This is a genomic window from Streptococcus oralis SK610, assembly GCF_000257455.1.
GTDB classification, from domain to species: Bacteria; Bacillota; Bacilli; order Lactobacillales; family Streptococcaceae; genus Streptococcus; species Streptococcus oralis_CB.
This window is the reverse complement of the sequence record NZ_AJKQ01000008.1, coordinates 188,303-206,613: the sequence shown is the minus strand read 5'-3', so window position 1 is coordinate 206,613 and position 18,311 is coordinate 188,303. Positions and strand designations below refer to the sequence as shown.

At 42.0% G+C, this 18,311-nt stretch carries 18 protein-coding genes and 2 pseudogenes; 16 read left to right on the top strand and 4 right to left on the bottom strand.

Going from position 1 to position 18,311, the window contains the following annotated elements; all coding sequences use genetic code 11:
* Position 1: 1 nt before the first annotated feature.
* On the top strand, positions 2–1,261 hold the full coding sequence (locus tag HMPREF1115_RS05705; RefSeq protein ID WP_001180392.1) for an ABC transporter permease: 1,260 nt from the start codon (positions 2–4) through the stop codon (positions 1,259–1,261).
* 135 nt (positions 1,262–1,396) lie between these two features.
* Entirely contained in the window at positions 1,397–3,394 is a 1,998-nt protein-coding gene (gene metG, locus HMPREF1115_RS05700) for a methionine--tRNA ligase (RefSeq protein WP_001291344.1), read from the top strand.
* A 16-nt stretch (positions 3,395–3,410) separates the two neighbouring features.
* Here the strand turns inward: metG and HMPREF1115_RS05695 are convergent, their stop codons facing one another.
* The 3 genes from HMPREF1115_RS05695 to coaA form a co-directional block, all read right to left on the bottom strand.
* Positions 3,411–3,944, bottom strand: a complete 534-nt coding sequence (locus tag HMPREF1115_RS05695) for a DNA topology modulation protein (RefSeq protein WP_000684213.1) — start codon at positions 3,942–3,944, stop codon at positions 3,411–3,413.
* A gap of 52 nt (positions 3,945–3,996) precedes the next feature.
* A complete protein-coding gene (gene rpsT / locus HMPREF1115_RS05690) occupies positions 3,997–4,233 on the bottom strand; it encodes a 30S ribosomal protein S20 (protein ID WP_001274000.1) in 237 nt (78 codons plus the stop codon).
* Positions 4,234–4,300: 67 nt separating this feature from the next.
* On the bottom strand, positions 4,301–5,221 hold the full coding sequence (gene coaA, locus HMPREF1115_RS05685) for a type I pantothenate kinase (RefSeq protein WP_000180521.1): 921 nt from the start codon (positions 5,219–5,221) through the stop codon (positions 4,301–4,303).
* A gap of 201 nt (positions 5,222–5,422) precedes the next feature.
* On the opposite strand from coaA, the gene HMPREF1115_RS05680 reads away from it, so the two are divergent.
* The 9 genes from HMPREF1115_RS05680 (at position 5,423) to HMPREF1115_RS05640 (ending at position 13,780) form a co-directional block, all read left to right on the top strand.
* On the top strand, positions 5,423–5,827 hold the full coding sequence (locus HMPREF1115_RS05680; RefSeq protein ID WP_000698662.1) for a hypothetical protein: 405 nt from the start codon (positions 5,423–5,425) through the stop codon (positions 5,825–5,827).
* Between the two features lie 202 nt (positions 5,828–6,029).
* Entirely contained in the window at positions 6,030–6,620 is a 591-nt protein-coding gene (locus tag HMPREF1115_RS05675) for a class I SAM-dependent methyltransferase (RefSeq protein ID WP_002882155.1), read from the top strand.
* Positions 6,617–7,894, top strand: a complete 1,278-nt coding sequence (locus tag HMPREF1115_RS05670) for a pyrimidine-nucleoside phosphorylase (RefSeq protein ID WP_001202931.1) — start codon at positions 6,617–6,619, stop codon at positions 7,892–7,894. The genes HMPREF1115_RS05675 and HMPREF1115_RS05670 overlap by 4 nt, the downstream gene beginning before the upstream one ends.
* 19 nt (positions 7,895–7,913) lie before the next feature.
* On the top strand, positions 7,914–8,576 hold the full coding sequence (gene deoC, locus HMPREF1115_RS05665) for a deoxyribose-phosphate aldolase (RefSeq protein ID WP_000773692.1): 663 nt from the start codon (positions 7,914–7,916) through the stop codon (positions 8,574–8,576).
* Positions 8,563–8,952 (top strand): cytidine deaminase, encoded by a 390-nt coding sequence (locus HMPREF1115_RS05660; RefSeq protein WP_000246096.1) that lies wholly within the window; start codon positions 8,563–8,565, stop codon positions 8,950–8,952. The genes deoC and HMPREF1115_RS05660 overlap by 14 nt, the downstream gene beginning before the upstream one ends.
* A gap of 90 nt (positions 8,953–9,042) precedes the next feature.
* The gene (locus tag HMPREF1115_RS05655; RefSeq protein WP_001036151.1) at positions 9,043–10,098 is read left to right on the top strand and encodes a BMP family lipoprotein; all 1,056 of its coding nucleotides are present in this window, start codon (positions 9,043–9,045) and stop codon (positions 10,096–10,098) included.
* A 136-nt stretch (positions 10,099–10,234) separates the two neighbouring features.
* Positions 10,235–11,770: an ABC transporter ATP-binding protein gene (locus tag HMPREF1115_RS05650; RefSeq protein ID WP_000929835.1), complete on the top strand. Its 1,536-nt coding sequence runs from the start codon at positions 10,235–10,237 to the stop codon at positions 11,768–11,770.
* Positions 11,763–12,821 (top strand): ABC transporter permease, encoded by a 1,059-nt coding sequence (locus HMPREF1115_RS05645; protein WP_000038680.1) that lies wholly within the window; start codon positions 11,763–11,765, stop codon positions 12,819–12,821. Before HMPREF1115_RS05650 ends, HMPREF1115_RS05645 begins: the two co-directional genes overlap by 8 nt.
* Positions 12,822–12,823: 2 nt before the next feature.
* The gene (locus tag HMPREF1115_RS05640) at positions 12,824–13,780 is read left to right on the top strand and encodes an ABC transporter permease (RefSeq protein WP_000029116.1); all 957 of its coding nucleotides are present in this window, start codon (positions 12,824–12,826) and stop codon (positions 13,778–13,780) included.
* Positions 13,781–13,812: 32 nt separating this feature from the next.
* Here HMPREF1115_RS05640 and plsY read toward each other — a convergent pair whose 3' ends face one another.
* Positions 13,813–14,454 (bottom strand): glycerol-3-phosphate 1-O-acyltransferase PlsY, encoded by a 642-nt coding sequence (gene plsY / locus HMPREF1115_RS05635; protein WP_002882129.1) that lies wholly within the window; start codon positions 14,452–14,454, stop codon positions 13,813–13,815.
* A gap of 135 nt (positions 14,455–14,589) precedes the next feature.
* Between plsY and parE the strand changes: the two genes are divergently transcribed.
* From parE to HMPREF1115_RS05610, 5 genes and pseudogenes are all read left to right on the top strand, one after another.
* On the top strand, positions 14,590–16,533 hold the full coding sequence (gene parE / locus HMPREF1115_RS05630; protein ID WP_000037300.1) for a DNA topoisomerase IV subunit B: 1,944 nt from the start codon (positions 14,590–14,592) through the stop codon (positions 16,531–16,533).
* Between the two features lie 12 nt (positions 16,534–16,545).
* Positions 16,546–17,022, top strand: coding sequence for a hypothetical protein (locus tag HMPREF1115_RS11825; RefSeq protein ID WP_000378453.1), 477 nt, complete (start codon positions 16,546–16,548; stop codon positions 17,020–17,022).
* Positions 17,023–17,164: 142 nt separating this feature from the next.
* A pseudogene (locus HMPREF1115_RS05620) lies at positions 17,165–17,653 on the top strand (aminoglycoside 6-adenylyltransferase); the annotation flags it as partial.
* Positions 17,646–17,873 (top strand): annotated as a pseudogene (locus tag HMPREF1115_RS05615) (hypothetical protein); the annotation flags it as partial. The pseudogenes HMPREF1115_RS05620 and HMPREF1115_RS05615, both read left to right, overlap by 8 nt.
* Positions 17,874–17,936: 63 nt before the next feature.
* Entirely contained in the window at positions 17,937–18,311 is a 375-nt protein-coding gene (locus HMPREF1115_RS05610) for a GNAT family N-acetyltransferase (protein WP_000586879.1), read from the top strand.

Sequence of the window (18,311 nt, the reverse complement as noted above, 5' to 3'; positions counted from 1 at the left end):
GATGCAGAATCTGAAATTTGCCTTTTCATCCATCATGGCTCACAAGATGCGTTCCTTCCTCACCATGATCGGGATTATCATCGGAGTTTCTTCTGTCGTCGTCATCATGGCCCTGGGAGACTCCATGTCTCGTCAGGTCAATAAAAACATGACCAAATCACAAAAGGATATCCATGTCTTTTTCTCTCCTATCAAAAGCAAGGACGGCTCCTTCACGCAGAAACAATCCGCTTTGACAGTCAGTGGGAAAGAAGAGGATGTTCATGTTGAACCACCAAAACCACTAGAATCCTGGGTCAAGGAGGCTGCTAAACTTAAGGGAGTAGACAGTTACTATGTCACCAACTCGACCAACGTTACCCTATCTTATAAGGATAAGAAGGTTGAACGAGCGACTCTGACAGGCGGAAATAGCACCTACATGAACGCAGTTGAAAATGAAATCGTTGCGGGTAGAAGTTTAAGACCGCAAGACTACAAGGAATTTGCCAGTGTTATTTTGTTGGATGAAGAACTAGCCAAGAGTTTGTTCGATAGTCCAGAAGCCGCGGTTAATCAAATCATCTCTGTCAATGAATTTAGTTACCGTGTGATTGGCGTTTATACTAGCAATGAAGCTAAAACTGCTAAAGCCTTTGGGATCGGTGGTCTTCCAATTACGACTAATATCTCTCTCGCAGCCAATTTTAATACTGATGAAATCTCGAACATCGTCTTTCGCGTCAATGATACTAGTCTAACGCAGACCTTGGGACCAGAGTTGGCTCGAAAATTGACTGAGATTGCTGGTCTTCAGCAAGGAGAGTACCAAGTTGCGGATGCAACTGCCGCCTTCCAAGAGGTACAACAACTATTTGGTTTTATGACCACCATTATCAGTGCCATCGCAGGAATTTCTCTCTTTGTCGGAGGAACTGGTGTTATGAATATCATGCTGGTTTCGGTGACGGAACGCACGCGTGAGATTGGTCTGCGGAAAGCTCTCGGAGCTACTCGGGCTAATATCTTGGTACAGTTTTTGATTGAATCCATGATCTTGACCTTGCTAGGTGGTGTCATCGGTCTTGGGATTGCTGCTGGAATGACCATGTTAGCTGGAGTATTGCTTCAAAACATGATTGCAGGTATTGAAGTTGGTGTTTCCCTCCCAATCGCTCTCTTTAGCTTGGCTGTGTCAGCTAGTGTTGGGATGATTTTTGGAGTCTTGCCAGCCAATAAAGCGTCTAAGCTTGATCCGATTGAAGCCCTTCGTTATGAGTAATATAAACAAGAGGAAAAACAAGATGGACATTTGTCTGTCTTGTTTTTGTATGGATTTTCCTATCGAAAATCACTAAAAATATGATATAATGAAGTGTTAGAAAAACAGGTTTCATTTGCCTGGAAAGGAAAAATTATGTCTGAAAAGAATTTTTATATTACAACACCGATTTACTATCCATCTGGTAAACTTCATATCGGTTCTGCCTACACAACCATCGCTTGTGATGTCCTAGCTCGCTACAAACGCCTCATGGGCTTCGATGTCTTTTATCTGACAGGTCTTGACGAGCATGGTCAGAAAATCCAGCAAAAAGCGGAAGAAGCTGGAATTACACCTCAAGCTTATGTTGATGGGATGGCGGTTGGCGTCAAAGAACTCTGGAAATTACTCGATATCTCATACGATAAATTTATCCGTACAACGGACGACTACCATGAAAAAGTAGTGGCTCAGGTCTTTGAACGCTTGCTTGCTCAAGATGATATCTACTTGGGTGAATACTCTGGTTGGTATTCAGTTTCAGATGAGGAATTCTTTACAGAAAGCCAGCTTGCGGAAGTTTTCCGTGATGAAGCTGGAAATGTAACGGGCGGTATCGCTCCATCAGGACATGAAGTGGAGTGGGTTTCAGAAGAGTCTTACTTCCTTCGCCTCAGTAAATACCAAGACCGCTTGGTAGAATTTTTCAAATCTCACCCTGACTTCATCACTCCAGATGGTCGCCTCAATGAAATGCTTCGCAACTTCATCGAGCCAGGTTTAGAAGACTTAGCGGTTTCTCGTACAACCTTTACCTGGGGAGTACCAGTCCCATCAAATCCAAAACACGTTGTCTATGTTTGGATTGATGCCCTTCTTAACTATGCGACTGCTCTTGGTTACGGTCAAGAGGATCATGCTAACTATGATAAATTCTGGAATGGAACAGTCTTCCACATGGTCGGAAAAGACATTCTTCGTTTCCACTCTATCTACTGGCCAATCCTTCTCATGATGTTGGATATGAAGTTGCCTGAACGTTTGATTGCCCATGGCTGGTTCGTCATGAAAGACGGCAAGATGTCTAAGTCTAAAGGGAATGTCGTTTATCCTGAAATGTTAGTAGAGCGCTATGGACTGGATCCACTTCGTTACTACCTCATGCGTAGCCTTCCAGTCGGTTCAGACGGAACCTTCACTCCAGAAGACTATGTGGGCCGTATCAACTATGAATTGGCCAATGACCTTGGAAACCTCCTCAACCGTACGGTTTCCATGATTAACAAGTACTTTGATGGGCAAATTCCAGCCTATGTAGAAGGTGTGACTGAATTTGACAATGCTCTTGCTCAAGTAGCAGAACAATCAATCGCTGACTACCATACACACATGGATGCAGTTGACTACCCACGTGCTTTAGAAGCAGTCTGGACGCTTATCTCACGTACCAATAAATACATCGATGAGACAGCTCCATGGGTCTTGGCTAAGGATGAAGCCCTTCGTGACCAATTGGCAAGTGTCATGAGCCATTTGGCAGCCAGCCTTCGTGTCGTAGCACACTTGATTGAGCCATTTATGATGGAAACTAGTCGCGCTGTATTGGCACAACTTGGTCTAGCAGAAGTTTCTAGCCTAGAAAACTTGAGCTTGGCAGATTTCCCTGCAGATGTGACTGTTGTTGCCAAAGGAACACCAATCTTCCCACGTCTGGACATGGAAGAAGAGATTGCCTATATCAAGGAACAAATGGAAGGCAACAAACCAGCAGTCGAAAAAGAATGGAATCCAGATGAAGTTGAACTCAAACTCAACAAGGATGAAATCAAGTTCGAAGACTTTGATAAGGTCGAAATCCGTGTCGCAGAAGTCAAAGAAGTGTCTAAAGTGGAAGGTTCTGATAAGTTGCTCCAATTCCGCCTAGATGCTGGTGATGGTGAAGATCGTCAAATCCTCTCAGGAATAGCTAAATACTATCCAAACGAACAAGAATTGGTCGGCAAGAAAGTCCAAATCGTTGCTAACCTTAAACCACGTAAAATGATGAAGAAATATGTCAGTCAAGGGATGATTCTATCAGCTGAACATGATGGCAAATTAAACCTTCTCACAGTGGATCCAGCTGTACCAAATGGAAGTGTGATTGGATAATAGCAAAAAACCAACGTTAGACACGTTGGTTTTTCTTGTTATGTACGAGATTTTCTAAGAAGTGGTCCATCTCCTTTTGAGACCGGAGGACAATTACTTTCTCAGGGTAGGTTTCTTGAACCCGTTGATAGCGTTCTTTAGCATTCTTTGTCCGCCCATCCCAGAGAATCCATCTGACAAAGTCCCAGTCAAAGCGTTCAGGGCAACCTGCATCCATACTTTCTCTGACCTTGCCTCGGTATGTGAGATACCGTTTAAAGGCTCGAAAGAGACAAGTCCATGGTGAAAAATTGAGAAAGATGATTTGGTCGGCTTCTTGCATTCTTTCTTCATAGCAACACCAAGAGTAGTTGCCATCGATGACCCAAGCTTCGTGCTTTGTGAGAAAGTTTTTCATCTCGGTCAACATCCATTCGCGGTCACTGTCTTGCCAACCAGGTTGAAATTGGAGTGTGTCCATATGCAGTTTGGGGATGGAGTAGTAGTTTGACAACTTTTCAGCTAGAGTTGACTTGCCTGCTCCAGAATATCCTATGATTGCGATTTTCATTTTCTACCTTTTCTGATTAGAGGACAAAAAAACAGCCTCTATGGACTGTTTCTTATTTAGCAAGTTTAGCTGAAAGACGAGCTTTATCGCGGCTTGCTTTGTTTTTATGAATCAAACCTTTAGTTTCTGCTTTGTCGATAGCTGAGCTAGCAGCACGGAAAAGTTCTTCAGAAGGGTTTGCTTCGAAAGCTTTGATAGCAGTACGCATAGCTGATTTTTGAGCTGAGTTTTTTTCGTTTTGTTTAACGTTCAATTCAGCGCGTTTGATAGCTGATTTAATGTTTGCCAATGTTCTTACCTCCATATTTACTAACTATACCATTATATATGAAAACTTAGGTTTTGACAAGGGGAAATTATTTTTTTAGGTAAATTTCATCGATTTCATGGTTTTTAGTTTTGTGGAGAATGACCTCGGCGCGATTCCTTGTCGGTTCGATATAGTTTTGTAGATTTGTGAGATTAATACTGGTCCAAACCTGGTGTGCAAAGGATTCAACTTCTCCAATTGGCATTTGCGTAAAGCGGTGGTAGTAGCTGTTGGGATCATTTTGGGCAAAGCTGAGTAGTTTTAAGAAACGATCCAGATACCAGCTTTCAATATCCTCGACAGCGGCATCCACATAGATGGAGAAATCAAAGAAATCAGTGATGTAAAGGCGCTCATTTTGAGGATTTTGAAAGACATTAATCCCCTCGACAATGACAAAATCAGCAGCTTTGACACGTTGTTTCTCTCCAGGAACGATGTCATACACTTCATGAGAATAGACAGGAATATCGACATCTTGCCCGTTCTTAAGGCGATCAAGAAAATTTAGCAAGGTTTCCATATCATAACTTTCAGGAAAACCTTTGCGATTTAAGATATCTTGGTCAATCAAGGTTTGATTGGGATAGAGAAAACCGTCAGTTGTCACCAATTCTACAGTAGCGTCCGGGAGAGTACGTGATAGAAGAATCTGAAGTAAGCGACTAGTAGTCGATTTCCCCACAGCAACACTTCCAGAAACCCCAATGATAAAAGGTTGGGATTTACTTTCACGTTGGAGGAAAATTCCTTTTGAAAATGCCAAATCATCCTTAGTGCGCTTGTAAATATGGATAAGATGGACAAGGGGAAGATAGACATCTGTTACGTCTTGCAAACTAATCTGGTCATTGAAACTCTTGATGGATTCTAACTCTTCCTCAGTCAAGGGAGGGGTTGTTTTGCGATGCAATGATTGCCAAGTCTGGCGACTGATTTTTTCAAAATGTAAAAATTCGTTGGTCATTTGTTTTCCCCTAGATATTTTGTTTATCATACCATAAAAAGCCCAAAAAATAAAGCGGTTTCTTGATGGTAGTAAGTCAATATCGTATAATAGAGGTAGATGGAGGTTGAATAATTTAATAATGAGATAGGGAATTGTTTCTGAAGACTTATCAGTTATTAAAAGTGAGCTTTTTAGTTCGCAACTTATAGGAGGTACACAATGAAAATCTTGAGATGTTACATATTGGAATTCTGTTTTATTTTAAGTTTTGCACTACCTTTTATAAGGGGTGCGAATGCGGATAATGGTAGACGCTTTGTGGAAATCTATTACGGTTTTACTTTTTTGATGGAACATGCCATTGTAACAGTTATCTTTATCTGTTCACTCTTGATTGCTTGGCTAGAAAAAAAGCAGTGGACGAAATGGCTTGCTGCTGGTAGTTATCTATTTTTGATTTTGTGGATTGCTACAGAAGGATATCTATTCCGTATGTCACTAGAAGATTTGATACGACTTTGGACAAGTTTGGAAATCTTGACACAAACTTATCAGTTGGGTTTTTATCTAAACATCCTATTGGGAATCCTGTTGATAATAAAGTATTTTAAGGTTAAGAAATAGTAATAAAAATGCGCCTGATTACAGACGATCTGTTTTTTTCCTGACTATGATAATTTGTAGTTCCCGATAGATTGTAATGTATTTCTAATAGTTGAAAGAGATTGAAAAAAGGTTTTTTGACTAGGATTCTTCAGTCTTTTTCATTTGATCATCACTTTGTAAACGATTTACAATTCAAGCCAAATTATGGTAAAATAGTTTTATGAGTAAAATGTATTATGCAGAAAATCCTGATGCTGCTCACGACATTCATGAGTTGAGAGTGGAGTTGTTGGGAGAAAACATGACCTTTTTGACGGATGCGGGTGTTTTTAGCAAGAAAATGGTTGACTTTGGGAGTCAGCTCTTGCTCAAGTGCCTAGAGGTCAACCAAGGAGAAACTGTCCTTGATGTAGGCTGTGGTTATGGGCCATTGGGCTTGTCATTGGTCAAGGCTTATGGAGTTCAGGCAACCATGGTTGATATCAATAATCGTGCCTTGGACCTAGCGCGACAAAATGCTGAACGAAATAAGGTTGAAGCAACGATTTTTCAATCCAATATCTATGACCAAGTTGAAGGGAAATTTGACCATGTTATTTCCAACCCACCCATTCGAGCGGGTAAACAGGTTGTTCATGAGATTATCGAAAAGAGCAGAGATTTCTTGAAAGACGGAGGAGATTTAACCATTGTCATTCAGAAAAAGCAAGGTGCTCCAAGTGCTAAAAGTAAGATGGAAGACGTTTTTGGCAATTGTGAAATCGTAAAGAAAGATAAGGGATATTATATCCTTAGAAGTGTGAAAGAATGAGAGCAGTTGATTTAATTCAAAAGAAACGAGATGGTCAAGAACTGACTGCAGCTGAAATCAAGTGGCTAGTAGAAGGCTATGTGGCAGGAACTGTTCCAGACTATCAAATGTCTGCTTTTGCTATGGCTGTTTATTTTAAAGGAATGACCACACGTGAGATTTCTGATCTGACGATGAATATGGTCAAGACAGGTCAGGAGTTTGATTTGTCAGCTATTGAAGGGGTTAAAGTTGATAAACATTCGACTGGTGGTGTAGGTGATAAGGTGACCTTAATCTTGGCTCCTCTTGTTGCGAGTTTCGGCGTGCCTGTTGCTAAAATGAGTGGTCGTGGCCTCGGCCATACTGGTGGGACAATTGATAAATTGGAGTCCATTAAGGGCTATCAAGTCGAGAGAAGTCAAGAGGATTTCATTCGTCAGGTACAGGACATTGGTGTATCTGTCATTGGGCAGTCCGATCAGCTGGTTAAAGCAGACAAACTTCTCTATGCCCTCCGTGATGTGACAGCAACTGTCGACACGATTCCTTTGATTGCGAGTTCGGTGATGAGCAAGAAAATTGCTGCAGGAGCGGATGCCATTTTGCTAGACGTAACGGTCGGTGAGGGTGCCTTCATGAAGACGGTAGATGAGGCGCGCGAATTGGCTCAAACCATGGTGGATCTTGGTAAGGCTGTTGGTCGAAAGACAGTAGCAGTCATTACCGATATGAGCCAACCCTTGGGAAAAGCTATTGGCAATCGTCTCGAAATTCTAGAAGCAATCGAGATTCTTCAAGGAAAAGGCCGAGAAGATATTAGTCACTTTATCTGCGAGCTAGCTCAGATTATGCTTGGCTTGGCTGATGTTGAGAAAACGATCGAGGAAATCCGTCAACACCTGGAAAATGGCCAAGCACTGGCTAAGTTTGAAGAAATGGTAGCAGCACAAGGCGGTGATTTAGAAGATCTCTATCGCCCAGTCAAGGTGGCGCATGTGGTGGAAATCCCTGCTCAAGAAACGGGTGTTATTTCAGCTCTTCCTGCAATGGAATTTGGGCTCTATGCCATGAGACTAGGAGCCGGTCGTGCAGTCAAGACTGATGACTTGGACTATGAAACAGGGATTGTTTTTGAAAAGAAAGTTGGAGACTCCGTTCAAAAGGGTGAAATTGTTGCAAAAGTTTATACAAATGGAAAAATTTCTTCTGAACTAGTTACAGAATTTCAAAAATATGTTAAAATAAATGATGGAGTGCAAAGTTTACGAGAAATTATAGAAATTATCTCATAAAACCAGGGAGAATCCGAATATGAAGTTAAATAAATATATTGATCATACGCTTTTAAAGCAAGATGCAAGCCAAGAACAAATTGATTGTTTGCTATCTGAAGCGCGTGAGTATGACTTTGCCAGTGTTTGTGTCAATCCCACATGGGTTAAACATGCGAAAACAGGGCTTGAAAGCTCAGATGTAAAGGTTTGTACAGTAGTAGGTTTTCCTTTGGGAGCAACAACTTCAGCTGTGAAAGCTTTTGAAACAAAAGAAGCTGTTCAAAACGGTGCGGATGAGATTGATATGGTTATCAATGTTGGTGCCCTCAAATCAGGAAATCTGGATTTGGTTGAATCGGACATCCGTGCTGTCGTAGAAGCAAGTGGTGACAAGTTGGTTAAGGTCATTATTGAAGCTTGCTTGTTGACAGACGATGAAAAGGTTGTGGCCTGCCAATTATCCCAGAAAGCAGGCGCTGACTTTGTCAAAACATCAACTGGATTTTCAACAGGTGGTGCCACTATTGAGGATGTTCAGTTGATGCGTGAAACAGTCGGGCCAGATATGGGAGTTAAGGCGGCTGGTGGAGCTCGTTCATATGCAGATGCTGTCGCTTTTGTGGAAGCAGGCGCTACCCGTATCGGAACATCTGCTGGTGTAACAATCTTAAAAGGAGAATTAGCAGATGGCGACTACTGAGTTGATTGAACTAGCAATTGAAACCAGCAAGAAAGCTTATGTGCCTTATTCTCACTTTCCTATCGGAGCTGTTTTAGTTGCCAAGGATGGTAGCATTTATACGGGTGTCAATATCGAGAATGCTAGCTATCCCTTGACTAATTGTGGAGAGCGTACTGCTATTTTTAAAGCAGTTTCGGAGGGGCAACGGGAGTTTTCAGAATTGATTGTCTACGGACAAACTGAAAAACCCATCTCGCCATGTGGTGCTTGCCGCCAGGTCATGGTTGAGTTTTTTGAACAAGATCTAAAAGTGACTTTAGTCGCTAAAGATAAATCGACGGTCGAGATGACGGTCGGGGAGTTACTTCCATACTCATTTACAGACTTAAATTAGTCTGGGCCGCTCTTGTAGTGGCTGTGGTCCTTGTGGCCAACCAATCCATACTTGCAACATCGTTGCACATCTTATTTAGGAGGTTCAGTAATGAACAAGAAACAATGGCTAGGCCTTGGTCTAGTTGCAGTAGCAGCAGTTGGACTTGCTGCATGTGGTAACCGCTCTTCTCGTAACGCAGCTTCATCTTCATCAGAAATGAAGACCAAAGCAGCAATCGTAACAGATACTGGTGGTGTTGATGATAAATCATTTAACCAATCAGCTTGGGAAGGTTTGCAAGACTGGGGTAAAGAACACAATCTTTCTAAAGATAAAGGTTACACTTACTTCCAATCAACAAGCGAAGCAGACTATGCTAACAACTTGCAACAAGCGGCTGGAAGTTACAACCTGATCTTCGGTGTTGGTTTTGCCCTTCACAATGCAGTTGAGGAAGCAGCAAAAGACCACTCTGACCTAAACTATGTCTTGATTGATGATGTGATTGAAGGTCAAAATAATGTTGCGAGCGTAAGATTTGCGGATAATGAAGCAGCTTACCTTGCTGGTGTTGCAGCAGCGAAAACTACGAAAACAAAACAAGTTGGTTTTGTAGGTGGTATCGAATCTGAAGTTATTTCACGTTTTGCAGCTGGATTCAAAGCTGGTGTTGAATCAGTAGACCCATCTATCAAAGTCCAAGTTGACTACGCTGGTTCATTTGGTGATGCTGCCAAAGGTAAAACAATTGCAGCAGCTCAATACGCTGCCGGTGCAGACGTTGTCTACCAAGCGGCTGGAGGTACAGGTGCTGGTGTCTTTGCTGAAGCAAAATCATTGAACGAAAACAAAAATGAAGACGAAAAAGTTTGGGTTATCGGTGTAGACCGTGACCAAGCAGCAGAAGGTAAATACACTTCTAAAGATGGTAAAGAATCTAACTTTGTTCTTGTATCTACATTGAAACAAGTTGGTACAACTGTAAAAGATATTGCCAACAAAACAGAAAAAGGTGAATTCCCTGGTGGACAAGTGATTGTTTACTCATTGAAAGATAAAGGGGTTGAGCTAGCAGTAACAAACCTTTCAGAAGAGGGGAAAAAAGCTGTTGAAGATGCAAAAGCTAAAATCCTTGACGGAAGCGTAAAAGTTCCTGAAAAATAATGGATAAAAGTCATTTCTTAGGAAGCGGCCATTGGTCGCTTCTTTAAGAATTGAGGCAATTTTTGTCTCAATAGAGCTTGTTAATGTGATTAGCAGGTTTTATTGAAATAAAATAAACCTCTGAAAGGAAGAGCATATGGCACACGAAAATGTCATTGAGATGCGGGATATTACCAAGGTGTTTGGTGAATTTGTAGCAAACGACAAAATCAACTTGCAACTGCGAAAAGGTGAAATCCATGCACTTTTAGGAGAAAATGGAGCGGGTAAATCCACTCTGATGAATATGCTGGCAGGACTTCTTGAACCAACTAGTGGTGAAATTGTGGTGAATGGTCAGGTTGTAAAACTTGACTCTCCATCTAAAGCCGCTGGTCTTGGAATTGGGATGGTTCACCAACATTTTATGTTGGTTGAGGCTTTTACAGTAGCTGAGAATATCATTTTAGGGAGTGAAATTACTAAAAATGGTGTTCTAGATATAGCTGGTGCTACTAAAGAAATCAAGGCTCTTTCTGAACGTTATGGTTTGGCAGTGGATCCTGCTGCTAAGGTGGCGGATATTTCCGTTGGTGCCCAACAACGTGTAGAAATCTTGAAAACACTCTATCGTGGTGCTGACATCCTTATCTTTGACGAACCTACAGCTGTATTGACTCCTTCAGAGATTGATGAGTTGATGGCAATCATGAAAAACCTTGTCAAAGAAGGGAAGTCCATTATTTTGATTACCCACAAGTTAGATGAGATTCGTGCGGTATCGAATCGAGTGACGGTTATCCGTCGTGGGAAATCAATCCAGACGGTTGAAATCGCAGGAGCAACAAATGCTGACTTGGCAGAAATGATGGTTGGACGCTCAGTCTCCTTTAAAACGGAAAAACAGGAACCACAACCCAAAGAAGTGGTCTTGTCTATCAAAGACTTGGTTGTCAATGAAAATCGCGGTGTACCAGCTGTGAAGAATCTTTCTTTGGATGTTCGTGCTGGTGAAATTGTTGGTATTGCAGGTATTGATGGCAATGGTCAGTCTGAACTCATTCAAGCCATTACTGGTCTTCGTAAGGTTGAGTCAGGTATCGTTGAATTAAAAGGCAAATCAATCGTGGGGATGCATCCTCGACAAATTACAGAACTAAGCGTGGGACACGTTCCTGAGGATCGTCACCGGGATGGCTTGATTTTGGAGATGATGATTTCAGAAAATATTGCTCTTCAAACCTACTACAAAGAACCACTCAGCAAAAATGGCATCTTGAACTATGCCAATATCACTTCACATGCTAAGAAATTAATGGAAGAGTTTGACGTCCGTGCGGCAAGCGAATTTGTCCCAGCAGCTGCACTCTCAGGAGGAAATCAACAAAAAGCGATTATTGCTCGTGAGATTGACCGAGATCCTGATCTCCTTATCGTCAGCCAGCCAACTCGTGGTTTGGATGTCGGTGCTATTGAATATATCCACAAACGTTTGATTGAAGAACGTGATAACGGGAAGGCTGTCCTTGTTGTCAGCTTTGAATTGGATGAGATTTTAAATGTCTCAGACCGAATTGCTGTTATTCATGATGGTAAGATTCAAGGTATTGTATCGCCAGAAACAACTAACAAACAAGAACTTGGTGTCTTGATGGCAGGTGGAAACTTGGGAAAGGAGAAGAGTGATGTCTAAAAAATTACAACAAATTTCGGTTCCCTTGATTTCCGTATTCTTAGGAATCTTGCTCGGAGCCATTGTCATGTGGATCTTCGGCTATGATGCTATCTGGGGTTATGAGGAGTTATTCTATACAGCTTTCGGTAGCCTCCGTGGGATTGGAGAAATTTTCCGTGCCATGGGTCCTCTTGTCTTGATAGGTCTTGGTTTCGCAGTTGCCAGTCGAGCAGGTTTCTTTAACGTTGGACTTCCTGGTCAAGCACTTGCAGGCTGGATTCTCAGTGGTTGGTTTGCCTTGTCAAATCCAGATATGCCTCGTCTCGTTTTGATTCCATTGACAGTGATCATTGCTTTGATCGCAGGTGGAATTGTTGGTGCGATTCCAGGTATCCTCAGAGCCTATCTCGGTACGTCAGAGGTTATCGTGACCATCATGATGAACTACATTGTATTGTATGTGGGAAATGCCTTTATTCATGCCTTTCCGAAAGATATTATGCAAAGTACAGACTCAACGATTCGTGTTAGTGCCAATGCTACATACCAGACACCATGGTTATCAGAGTTGACTGGAAATTCCCGTATGAATATCGGAATCTTCTTTGCAATCATTGCTGTAGCTGTGATTTGGTTCTTGCTCAAGAAAACGACTCTCGGTTTTGAAATTCGTGCAGTTGGTCTCAATCCCCATGCTTCAGAGTACGCTGGTATTTCAGCAAAACGTACAATCATCCTATCAATGATTATCTCTGGTGCCTTGGCTGGTCTTGGTGGAGCGGTCGAAGGTCTTGGAACTTTCCAAAACGTTTACGTTCAGGGATCATCATTAGCTATCGGATTTAACGGGATGGCAGTTAGTTTGCTTGCTGGAAATTCACCAATTGGAATTCTCTTTGCAGCCTTCTTATTTGGAGTTTTGCAAGTAGGAGCACCGGGTATGAACGCAGCGCAAGTTCCGTCTGAGCTTGTTAGCATTGTAACAGCGTCTATTATCTTCTTTGTCAGCGTTCACTACATTATCGAACGCTTTGTCAAACCTAAAAAACAAGTTAAAGGAGCTAAGTAAGGATGTCTATTACAACATTACTCACCCTCTTGGTCTCTTCTATGCTGATTTACTCAGCACCACTTATTTTTACGAGTATCGGGGGAGTTTTCTCTGAACGCGGTGGTGTCGTTAATGTCGGTCTTGAAGGAATTATGGTTATGGGGGCCTTTTCTGGGGTTGTCTTTAACCTTGAGTTTGCAGCACAACTTGGAGCAGCGACTCCTTGGATTTCCTTGTTAGTTGCTGGTATCGTGGGAGCTATTTTCTCCCTCATCCATGCAGTCGCTACAGTTCATTTCCGTGCGGACCATGTTGTCAGTGGTACAGTATTGAACTTGATGGCTCCTGCCCTAGCAGTTTTCTTGGTTAAAGTTCTTTATAACAAAGGGCAAACGGATAACTTAAGCCAGACTTTTGGACGTTTTGATTTCCCAGTTTTGGCTGATATCCCAGTGATTGGAGATATCTTCTTCAAGTCAACCAGTCTACTAGGTTATATCGCGATTGCCTTCTCTTTCCTTGCTTGGTTTATTCTCTTTAAGACACGTTTTGGTCTTCGTCTTCGCTCTGTTGGTGAACACCCTCAAGCAGCGGATACCTTGGGGATCAATGTCTACAAAATGAGATATCTTGGGGTTGTTATTTCAGGTTTCCTTGGTGGAATTGGGGGAGCGATTTATGCTCAATCCATTTCAGTTAACTTCTCAGTGACAACTATTGTCGGTCCTGGATTTATTGCCCTTGCTGCGATGATCTTTGGTAAATGGAACCCAATTGGTGCTATGCTTTCTAGTCTTTTCTTTGGACTTTCACAAAGTTTGGCAGTTATCGGTTCTCAATTGCCTTTCCTACAAGGAGTGCCAGCGGTTTACCTTCAAATCGCGCCTTATGTCTTGACCATCCTGGTCTTGGCAGCCTTCTTTGGAAAAGCAGTTGCACCTAAGGCAGACGGTATCAATTACATCAAGTCAAAATAAGCATACAAAAAACGTCAGTTCAAACTGGCGTTTTATTTGTTAGGATTTTGATGGGTTAGGTTCAATCCCCAAGGGACGAGATTTTCAGTTTTATTTTTGATGCGTGCGATATTATCCTTGTGACGAATGATAATCAAGCTAGCAAGTGCCAGGATAATCAGAATGAAGAGAGGGTCGTAGCTGCTCAGGATAAATCCAAATAGTGGAAATAGGAGAACTCCGATAACGGCTGCGATAGAAGCAGTAACGCTAGACAGTGAAATCATACTACCTAGATAGAGGCTTCCAAAGAATACGATTGCTAGATAGAGACAGAAAACAGGCGCAAATCCGAAAATCACTCCAGCACTGGTTGCGACAGCCTTACCCCCCTTAAATCCTGCAAAGATAGGGAAAGTATGTCCAATCACAGCCAAAAGTCCAAATACAAGAGGTGATACACCTTGAAGGTGGAAAAGGATTGGAAGGAGAGTGGCCAAGGTTCCTTTAAAGAAGTCAATCACAAAGGTTGCCATACCCGCTTTCTTACCTAAAATTCGAAAAGTATTGGTTGTTCCGGTGTTTCCAGAACCATGTTCACGCAGATTTGTTTGAAAGAAGATTTGTCCAATCCAAAGACCAGACGGAATCGAACCTAGCAAATAAGCTAAAATTAATAATACAAATGTCATCATAGAACTATTATACCATGAAACGGTATAGAAAGTCAGAGAATATCCTGTGAAATTGTGACAGCTGAAAGGGAAAAGCTTTGCAAAATCGCTAGAAAACCTGTAAAATAGAAAAGATGAACAAATAGGAGGTTCCTTGTGTCAAAAAAGGAAATCAATATTAACAACTACAATGACGACGCCATTCAGGTGCTAGAAGGGTTGGATGCGGTCCGTAAACGTCCAGGGATGTATATCGGATCGACTGACGGTGCGGGTCTCCATCACCTAGTCTGGGAAATTGTGGACAATGCAGTCGATGAAGCCTTGTCTGGATTTGGTGACCGCATTGATGTGACTATCAATAAAGACGGCAGTCTAACCGTTCAAGACCATGGTCGAGGGATGCCGACTGGGATGCACGCCATGGGAATTCCAACCGTTGAGGTTATCTTTACCATTCTCCATGCCGGAGGGAAATTCGGTCAAGGGGGTTATAAGACATCTGGTGGTCTCCACGGGGTGGGATCTTCAGTCGTTAATGCCCTATCAAGTTGGCTGGAAGTTGAAATCACCCGTGATGGAACGGTTTATAAACAACGATTTGAAAATGGTGGTAAGCCAGTAACAACTCTTCAAAAGGTAGGGACAGCAGCTAAGTCTAAGACAGGTACCAAGGTTACTTTTATGCCTGATGCGACTATTTTTTCTACGACAGACTTTAAGTACAATACCATTTCAGAACGACTCAATGAGTCAGCCTTTCTCTTAAAAAATGTCACCTTGTCTCTGACAGACAAACGAACAGATGAAGCAATCGAATTCCATTATGAGAACGGGGTACAAGACTTTGTTTCCTATCTGAACGAAGACAAGGAAACCTTGACACCAGTTCTTTACTTTGAAGGCGAAGACAATGGTTTCCAAGTGGAAGTTGCCCTCCAGTACAATGATGGATTTTCAGATAACATCTTATCCTTTGTCAATAACGTCCGTACCAAGGATGGTGGAACGCATGAGACGGGACTTAAGTCTGCTATTACCAAAGTCATGAATGACTATGCGCGTAAGACAGGACTTCTCAAGGAAAAAGATAAAAATCTTGAAGGTTCAGATTATCGCGAGGGACTAGCAGCCGTTCTTTCTATTCTGGTTCCTGAAGAACACCTCCAGTTTGAAGGTCAGACCAAGGATAAACTAGGGAGTCCTCTGGCTCGTCCAGTTGTGGATGGGATTGTGGCTGAAAAACTAACTTTCTTCCTTATGGAAAATGGAGAATTGGCTTCCAATCTTATTCGCAAAGCTATCAAGGCGCGTGATGCCCGTGAAGCGGCTCGCAAGGCGCGTGATGAGAGCCGAAATGGTAAGAAAAACAAGAAAGACAAGGGCTTGTTGTCTGGAAAATTGACCCCAGCCCAGTCTAAGAATCCTGCTAAGAATGAACTCTACCTAGTTGAGGGGGATTCTGCCGGTGGTTCTGCCAAGCAAGGCCGTGACCGTAAGTTCCAAGCTATCCTACCTCTTCGTGGTAAGGTGATTAATACAGCCAAGGCCAAGATGGCAGATATTCTCAAAAATGAAGAAATCAACACGATGATTTATACCATTGGTGCGGGTGTGGGTGCAGACTTCTCTATTGAAGATGCCAACTATGACAAGATCATTATCATGACCGATGCGGACACCGATGGTGCCCATATCCAAACTCTTCTTTTAACATTCTTCTACCGTTATATGCGTCCGCTAGTTGAGGCAGGACATGTCTATATCGCCCTTCCGCCTCTTTACAAGATGTCCAAAGGGAAAGGAAAGAAAGAAGAAGTGGCCTATGCTTGGACGGACGGAGAGCTAGAAGAACTCCGTAAGCAATTTGGCAAAGGAGCCACTCTCCAACGCTACAAAGGTCTTGGTGAGATGAATGCAGACCAGCTCTGGGAAACAACTATGAACCCAGAAACGCGTACCCTCATCCGTGTCACAATCGAAGATCTAGCACGCGCTGAACGCCGTGTCAATGTCCTCATGGGAGATAAGGTCGAGCCACGCCGTAAGTGGATTGAGGATAATGTCAAGTTTACGCTGGAAGAAGCGACTGTGTTTTAAGGAGTATGATTAATGGATAGTTCAGGACATTCGATTTTTGGAAGTTATTTGGGTTTGGTTTTCTTAGTTTCTTTACCCTCGGCTATTCTTGCATTCTACATTAACAGTCGAAAAAAAAGTTTCCAAGGTTTATATGCACCGATTGTATTTACCTTGTTTATGATCTTGATGCTTTTATTCAATATGGATTCGTCAGAATCCGGTTCTTTAGTGGCATCCTTTGTCATGATTTTATTTGGTTTTCCTTTGATAGCAGGAGCCTTAATCTACACACTTATTCGATTGTGTTATGTCTATCCGGAGAAACGGTGGAAGGCTTTTTTGATTTTCCTATCCTATATTTTAGGTCCCCTATCTGTAGGTATTCTGGGATGGTATGTGGTAAATTTAGTTCAGATCCATCTGTTGACATTCTTGGTAATGATTTTGATGATTCTAGTTTCCTATCTTCCTCCTCTCTATCTCCATTACACCAAACGAAATCAGTAAGACACAGAATACCTTTTGGCTGGGTATAATGATTAATTGCTTAGTTATGTCAGAGATGGCAAATGGTTTACGATTTATAATGAAAAGCAATTTCAAACAGCTCTAAGTGATGAAGGAGTGAAATATGAGAACAGAATCCTAAATGCTTGGACTGATTTTAAGAACAGCTAAAACTTTAAAAGTCGATGCTGTTGCTTTATCGGGTTCTAGAACAAATGACCAAGCTCCAAAAGATGAATTTCAAGACTGCGACGTAGTCTATGTCGTAGAGAATCTGGAAGAGCTAATTTCAGATTTATCTTGGATAGATCAGTTTGGCAAACGTATGATTGAGCAAGAGGTTCGGTTGGAACATCGCCGTCTATTTCTCATGCTTTTTTAAGATGGAAATCGGATTGATTTGACCCTCTGTCCTACGGAGTATATTCAAGAGTGGGTGGATAGTGAAGCAGGGTTCACCGTTTTAGAAGATAAGAAGAGTTTATTTGAACCCTACTTTCCAAGTCCTCAATGTTTTTGGACAAGCCCAGCTAGTGCAATAGAGTTTGACAAAGCCTGCAATGAATTTTGGTGGGTGTCAGCCTACGTGGTTAAAGGGATTTGTCGCAAGCAAGCCATATATGCGACTGACTGATCTCAAGGGCAAGACTCCCAGCCAGAATAAGACCGTCCGCCTCAAGCTGCAGGAAATCTATGATTTCCTCGTGGACTATACTGCCATCGATGCTTATGCTTATCCCAAAAGAACTCACAAGGTCAATCTTCGCGACCACCTCAACACCATCCGTAGCTGCTATAAAAAACGCAAGCCAGCTAAGAAGGCGAGAGAAGAAGCGACGGAGAACAACTAGAATATAACTAAATTTGAGTTGAAAAATTGTTAGTGGTCGCATCGGATTTGAAAGGAGTAGAAAATGATAATCAGACCTGCAAGCACAAAAGATTGTCAAGCTATTTATTCCCTTTATCAAAATGAAAAATGGCTTTCTTTTACAGAGGAAAAAGTGAAATCATTATTTTCAACAAATCTGTCCCATTACTTGGTGCTTGAAGAGGACCAGAAAATCCTTGGCTTTGCACGCTACTTGACAGATGAAGTCATGACGACCTTTTTAGCTGAGATTATCATTGATAAAGCCTATCGCGGAAAAGGATTAGGACGGCGATTGATCGCTGAAATTCATCAAAAACATCCTTTGACTCGCACTGAATTAATATCAGAAGCGGATGGATTTTATCAGACAGTAGGTTTTAAACCTGTGGGAGCAGGACTTAGAAAATCTATCTAA

Excerpts from the sequence above, each read along its gene's own strand:
- metG (WP_001291344.1), top strand. The coding sequence starts at position 1,397 with ATGTCTGAAAAGAATTTTTATATTACAACACCGATTTACTATCCATCT.
- HMPREF1115_RS05695 (WP_000684213.1), bottom strand. The coding sequence starts at position 3,944 with ATGAAAATCGCAATCATAGGATATTCTGGAGCAGGCAAGTCAACTCTA.
- HMPREF1115_RS11825 (WP_000378453.1), top strand. The coding sequence starts at position 16,546 with ATGGATAGTTCAGGACATTCGATTTTTGGAAGTTATTTGGGTTTGGTT.
- HMPREF1115_RS05660 (WP_000246096.1), top strand. The coding sequence starts at position 8,563 with ATGGCGACTACTGAGTTGATTGAACTAGCAATTGAAACCAGCAAGAAA.
- HMPREF1115_RS05680 (WP_000698662.1), top strand. The coding sequence starts at position 5,423 with ATGAAAATCTTGAGATGTTACATATTGGAATTCTGTTTTATTTTAAGT.
- HMPREF1115_RS05645 (WP_000038680.1), top strand. The coding sequence starts at position 11,763 with ATGTCTAAAAAATTACAACAAATTTCGGTTCCCTTGATTTCCGTATTC.
- HMPREF1115_RS05670 (WP_001202931.1), top strand. The coding sequence starts at position 6,617 with ATGAGAGCAGTTGATTTAATTCAAAAGAAACGAGATGGTCAAGAACTG.
- deoC (WP_000773692.1), top strand. The coding sequence starts at position 7,914 with ATGAAGTTAAATAAATATATTGATCATACGCTTTTAAAGCAAGATGCA.
- HMPREF1115_RS05610 (WP_000586879.1), top strand. The coding sequence starts at position 17,937 with ATGATAATCAGACCTGCAAGCACAAAAGATTGTCAAGCTATTTATTCC.
- coaA (WP_000180521.1), bottom strand. The coding sequence starts at position 5,221 with ATGACCAACGAATTTTTACATTTTGAAAAAATCAGTCGCCAGACTTGG.
- HMPREF1115_RS05675 (WP_002882155.1), top strand. The coding sequence starts at position 6,030 with ATGAGTAAAATGTATTATGCAGAAAATCCTGATGCTGCTCACGACATT.
- plsY (WP_002882129.1), bottom strand. The coding sequence starts at position 14,454 with ATGATGACATTTGTATTATTAATTTTAGCTTATTTGCTAGGTTCGATT.
- HMPREF1115_RS05705 (WP_001180392.1), top strand. The coding sequence starts at position 2 with ATGCAGAATCTGAAATTTGCCTTTTCATCCATCATGGCTCACAAGATG.
- HMPREF1115_RS05655 (WP_001036151.1), top strand. The coding sequence starts at position 9,043 with ATGAACAAGAAACAATGGCTAGGCCTTGGTCTAGTTGCAGTAGCAGCA.
- HMPREF1115_RS05650 (WP_000929835.1), top strand. The coding sequence starts at position 10,235 with ATGGCACACGAAAATGTCATTGAGATGCGGGATATTACCAAGGTGTTT.
- HMPREF1115_RS05640 (WP_000029116.1), top strand. The coding sequence starts at position 12,824 with ATGTCTATTACAACATTACTCACCCTCTTGGTCTCTTCTATGCTGATT.